Annotated in this window: 7 protein-coding genes; all 7 read left to right on the forward strand. The window is 45.5% G+C overall.

Going from position 1 to position 5443, the window contains the following annotated elements:
• A partial coding sequence (locus tag RMO27_RS19180) for a sigma factor-like helix-turn-helix DNA-binding protein (protein WP_309735509.1) occupies nt 1-288 on the forward strand: 288 nt, incomplete at its 5' end.
• A gap of 53 nt (nt 289-341) precedes the next feature.
• On the forward strand, nt 342-710 hold the full coding sequence (locus tag RMO27_RS19185; RefSeq protein WP_309735511.1) for a hypothetical protein: 369 nt from the start codon (nt 342-344) through the stop codon (nt 708-710).
• Nucleotides 711-782: 72 nt separating this feature from the next.
• Entirely contained in the window at nt 783-2276 is a 1494-nt protein-coding gene (locus RMO27_RS19190) for a DUF1800 domain-containing protein (RefSeq protein ID WP_309735513.1), read from the forward strand.
• A 38-nt stretch (nt 2277-2314) separates the two neighbouring features.
• Entirely contained in the window at nt 2315-3544 is a 1230-nt protein-coding gene (locus tag RMO27_RS19195; RefSeq protein WP_309735515.1) for a DUF1501 domain-containing protein, read from the forward strand.
• A gap of 83 nt (nt 3545-3627) precedes the next feature.
• A complete protein-coding gene (locus tag RMO27_RS19200) occupies nt 3628-4095 on the forward strand; it encodes a Spy/CpxP family protein refolding chaperone (RefSeq protein WP_309735518.1) in 468 nt (155 codons plus the stop codon).
• A 223-nt stretch (nt 4096-4318) separates the two neighbouring features.
• Nucleotides 4319-5089, forward strand: coding sequence for a hypothetical protein (locus RMO27_RS19205; protein ID WP_309735521.1), 771 nt, complete (start codon nt 4319-4321; stop codon nt 5087-5089).
• A gap of 127 nt (nt 5090-5216) precedes the next feature.
• A partial coding sequence (gene ureB / locus RMO27_RS19210; RefSeq protein WP_309735523.1) for an urease subunit beta occupies nt 5217-5443 on the forward strand: 227 nt, incomplete at its 3' end.

The following is a 5443-nucleotide window of genomic DNA, read 5'->3' on the forward strand; positions in this document are numbered from 1 at the left end:
ACTTTGGCACAGGATCGATCGCGGCTGCAAACGATCGCGCAGAATATTGCCACCCAACATGATGACCCCGATCTGATGCAGCTTCATTATCAGGATGTGGTGCAAACAGGATTGAGTTTACTCAGCGAGGAGCATCGATCGGTATTAGTATTACACGATCTCGAAGAACTCCCTCAAAAAGAAGTGGCTGAAATCCTCCAAATTCCCGTCGGCACAGTTAAGTCTCGCTTATTTCACGCCCGCAGTGGGATGCGAAAATTTCTAGAAACAGCAGGAATTCAAGTCTAGTTAATAGTTAAGTCGATCTCTAATCCCAGTATCATCAACCATGCCAGCAGCCAATGAATAACTTACCCGATGAAGATGCCAACTTAGTCAATTTCTTACGTCAACATCGTTCGATCGCCTCACCAGGAATGAGCGATTTGGAAGATCGATTGATATCAGAGCTAGATGCTCTGCCGACTCAAACACAACAGCGAAGTCACCGTTCCTGGTGGCGATATCTTGCTGGCGGAATTGGGATCTTAGTGACTGGAATAATTGGGGCAACCACCTTCCAAGTTTTGAATCCGCCCGAACTGAGCATTGCTGAATTAGATGGACTCAATCTTTATCTCGAAGCTCATATTTTAGAAGCAACAGGCGATCCAACGATAGATCCAGGGAAACATGAAGATCTAGTCGGTTTAGATGATGAGCTATTATGAGTTGCCAATATACAGAATTGTCAAAATTTAAAGTTTATTTTCAGCTCCATATTCTTTCTCAATAGATCGACCATGAATACTCGTAAATATTTGGTTGTTATTGTTAGTTATCTATTACTGTCATTCACTAGTGTTGCCCATGCCGAACCAGTCAATCCCAAGGTTATCCATCTACTCAATCGGTTGACCCTGGGAATTAGACCTGGTGAGATCGATCGAGTCAAACAAATCGGCATTGATCGATACATCCAACAACAGCTCTATCCCGACTCGATCGCCGAATCGCCAATTGTTACCGAAAAATTAGCTAAATTGGATGCAGTTAATCTCTCTCCAGTCGAACTATTTCAACGTTATAATCCCCAGGATTTACAGTTGTCACCAGCTCCCAAAAAAGTTCTGCAACAACAAGCGAAACAAGTAACTAACCAAGCGATCGAAGCGAGATTATGGCGATCGATCTATAGCGATCGGCAACTGCAAGCAGTGATGGTGGATTTTTGGTATAACCATTTTAATGTCTATGCGGACAAAGGACTCGATCGGCTATGGGTGGGTGCCTACGAGCAACAAGCAATTCGACCCCATGCATTAGGTAAATTCAGGGATCTATTAGGTGCGACGGCTCGACATCCGGCGATGCTATTTTATCTAGATAATTGGCAAAATAGTGCGCCTAATGCCAATCAAAAAGGCAAGGTTCGCGGTTTGAATGAAAATTACGCCCGCGAACTGATGGAACTTCATACACTCGGTGTCGATGGCGGTTATAACCAAAATGATGTGATTGCCTTGGCCAAGATTTTCACGGGTTGGGGATTCAAGCAACCCGGCAAAAAAGTACCTGATGGTTATAGCTTTCAATTTAATAGCGATCGGCACGATTTTAGCACCAAGAAATTTCTCAATCTGGAGATTGTTGGTAGTGGGATGGCAGAAGGAGAGCAAGCACTAGATCTGCTCTCATGGCATCCCAGCACCGCTCGTCAGATTAGCTTCAAACTGGCTCAATACTTTGTTACCGACAATCCACCCAAAAGTTTAGTCGATCAATTATCAAAGCGATTTAAGGCTACAGGTGGAAATATTAAATTAGTACTCGATACTCTCTTTCACAGTCCTGAATTTTGGAATCGTAAATACTATGGAGCTAAGTTCAAAACACCATATCAGTATGCAATCTCTTCAATTCGATCGACTGGATTAGAGATTAATAATGTCAAACCATTAAATAGCTTATTGACTCAATTGGGAATGCCCGTTTATGGCTGTATCAGTCCAAATGGTTATAAAAATACTCAAGAAGCTTGGCTGAATCCCGATAGTATGACCAGAAGACTCAATTTTGCGACGAATTTAGCTAAGGGTAAATTACCGATTTCCGCAGCAACGACCACCGCTGCTAGTTCTATACCAACTGCGCCAATGGTCACGATCGATCCTGTGAAATTGTCAGCAACTTTGGGAGATAATTTTTCGATCCAAACGCAACAAGCGATTGATACCAGCAATCCCGAAATTCGGGCTGCCTTAATTCTGGGCAGTCCTGAATTTATGAAAAAGTAAGCTAGATATTCTGATAATATTTCTCGATCGATAATCTTATGAACCGTCGGCAATTTCTCATTCAATCTAGCCTCTGTTCGGCATCATCTCTAGTTACTATCGGCACTCATGGCTGGGCAGCTCGGAGTATCGCTGCTAGTAATCCCCATCCGCAACGCTTAATTGTCATCTTTCTCAGAGGTGCGATCGATGGTTTGAGTGTAGTCATCCCTTACCAGGAACCCACATATTATACCGATCGACCGACGATCTCCATTCCCCAACCAGGTCAACCGAATGGGGCACTAGATCTCGACGGCCAATTTGGCTTACACCTAGCCCTAGCAAACTTACTCCCGCTGTGGCAACAAAAAAGCCTCGCCTTCGTTCATGCCAGCGGTTCTCATGATGACACTAGATCCCATTTCGACGCGCAAGATTACCTCGAAAGTGGCACACCAGGTATCAAAACCACTCGCGATGGTTGGCTGAATCGGCTGCTGGGCGTAATGTCCGACAAAAACCCGATTCAGGCAGTCAGCGTCGGTGCGACCACGCCGCGCATTCTCCTGGGCAAAAGAGCTGTTGCCAATCTCGCATCGGGACGGAGTGCTGGGAATCGGCTGCAAATCGATCGACCTCAAATCGCCACCGCATTCGATCGATTATATGGCAGTAATGATGCACTCAGTCGGGCTTACCGCGAGGGGCGAGCCGCCCGCACCGAACTACTCAAAGATCTCGATGCTGAGGCAAAAATTGCCAATAATGGAGCGATACTACCAAATGGTTTTCCTGGCGATGCCCAACGATTAGCGCGGCTGATGGCAAGAGATCCCCGCATTCAAGTGTCATTTTTAGCTGTTGGCGGTTGGGATACGCATATCAATCAAGGTGGCAGTCAAGGGCAATTAGCCCGCAATCTAGAGCAATTAGGCAAGGGTCTAGTCGCACTCCAAACTGGACTGGGAGCAGCTTATCAACAGACCACGATCCTCGTTATGTCCGAGTTTGGGCGGACGGTGAAGGAAAATGGTAATGGCGGCACCGATCACGGGCATGGGAATGTAATGTGGCTGCTCGGTGGCGGCATTCGCGGTGGCAAGGTGTATGGCAAGTGGGCGGGATTGGAACCAGCGCAACGTCACCAGGGACGAGATTTGGCGGTGACGACTGATTTTCGCGATGTGTTGGCGACCATCATAACTCGCCAGCTAGCTGTAGATAAAACTCAGTTGCAGCAGGTGTTTCCCAGGTATACGGGACAAATGCTCGACATTACAACATAACAGCTACATCCAATCGTCAGAGTGAACTTTCTCGATTCAGCCCTAGTCTAAATATTATCAACCTCGATCGAACTTATACTTATATGTCTCGCTTCCGGCTCCTGACGCTCTTGTCAACTTTATTAGCTTTCGCCACGCTCGGTTCGCCCGTGCGAGCAGAACGCGCTCTAGCACAAACAAGCAATCGCCCAGCCACTGGACAATTGCAAGTGCCTGCTGGTGGGGTACTCAACTTAGTGAAAGAACTCAACCTCTCACGCGATCAGATCCAACGGCTGCAACAACTGCGGAAAAATGCTCAGGGTCAAAACAAAGAACGTCGCCAGGCTCTACAGATAGCCAGACAGGAGCTAGCCCAATTAATTCAGGGCAATGGCAGTTCCGCCCAAATTCGCCAAAAACGCCAGCAGGTGCAAAGTTTACAGCGAGAAATTGCTGACACCAATTTTGAAAACACGCTAGCGATTCGCGAGATTTTGACTCCCGAACAGCGCGTCAAACTTCAACAAGTCCTGGAGCAACGCCGTCAGAATCGGTTGAATTCTAAGTAGTAGCTGGGAGCGAAAAGTGCGGGAACAGGGGTTTCCCCGTCTTGACTCACCTTTTCAAGACAGCGGGGAATATACTCGATCGATTAGGAAAGTACGATAAATTATGTGCTTGAATTTATCGATCGAGATCGTGCAGTTGAGAAAGTAGCATAAGCCGATCGCCAAGCTCATAGATCTTCATTCACAATAGAGCAGAAGCAAACATGAATGAGAAAAATATATTATGTACGGTAGCATCGCAGTTTTTAATTCTGGATTGCTGTTTATCGCTTTACTAGCTTTTGGTTTATTAAATTGGTTTCAGATGCCAGTCGGTAGTTTGTGGGATTGGGCAATCGGGATTGGGATTTTTGAATGGACGATTTTAATCGTTACAGTACCCTGGAATATTTATTTCAAAGCTAAGGCTGTAGCGCAAACAGGGCAAGAATCTCAGCTACAGGGAATCACTGTCGAACCGCGCCAAATTCAATATGCTAGCAGTATTGCGAAGAAGTCTCTAATTGTGGCGATCGGGTTGCATATCGGTACGGCGATCGGCTTATATTATTTAGCTGCCAGTGGGATTACGGCATTAGGTTATTGGAGTTCTGTCGGTGTCTTATTACTGACTTTATTACGTCCAGCAATTAGTACTTATGAGTATTTAGCCGCCCGACTGAGTGCGATGCAAAACCAATTTATGTATCCACGCGAAGATATTTTTGAACTGCGCGACAGGTTTCAAAGATTAGAAGATCGCGTAAGTCAATTAAGCAGCCAACTAGATCCCAACGAAGACACCTCTTGGTTGAGTCAGCAAAATTATCGCTGGGAGACCAATCGTGAAGACATCGCCAAACTGACAGTATCGATCGCCAATCTCAAGGCAACTAACGAATCAGATCATCAACGATTAGCCCAAGAAGCCAAACAAGCTATTTCGCAAATTACTGTCGATGGCCAGTTCCTCGAACATGCGCGTGAATTAATTCGATTCTTTAAAGAGGCTTAGAGTAGTGAATAGTGGATAGTGGATGGTAGACTTTTAAATCAATTTTTGAATGCTCGATCTATAATATCGTCAACGTTTCCGATCTCTAGACCCTAACTCCTAACTTCTATCCTCTATCCCCTAAATTATGATTCCTGGCGAAATTATTGCTAAAGCTGGTGAAATCGAACTAAATATCGATCGACCCATCCTCAAATTAACCGTCGCAAATACAGGCGATCGACCGATTCAAATCGGCTCTCACTATCACTTCTATGAAGTTAATGCTGCATTGAGATTTGACAGAGTACCGACAAAGGGAATGCGGCTAGACATTCCCGCAGGTACCGCTGTCAGATTCGAGCCAGGAGATGA

This window comes from Chamaesiphon sp. OTE_75_metabat_556, assembly GCF_031378165.1.
GTDB lineage: Bacteria > Cyanobacteriota > Cyanobacteriia > Cyanobacteriales > Chamaesiphonaceae > Chamaesiphon.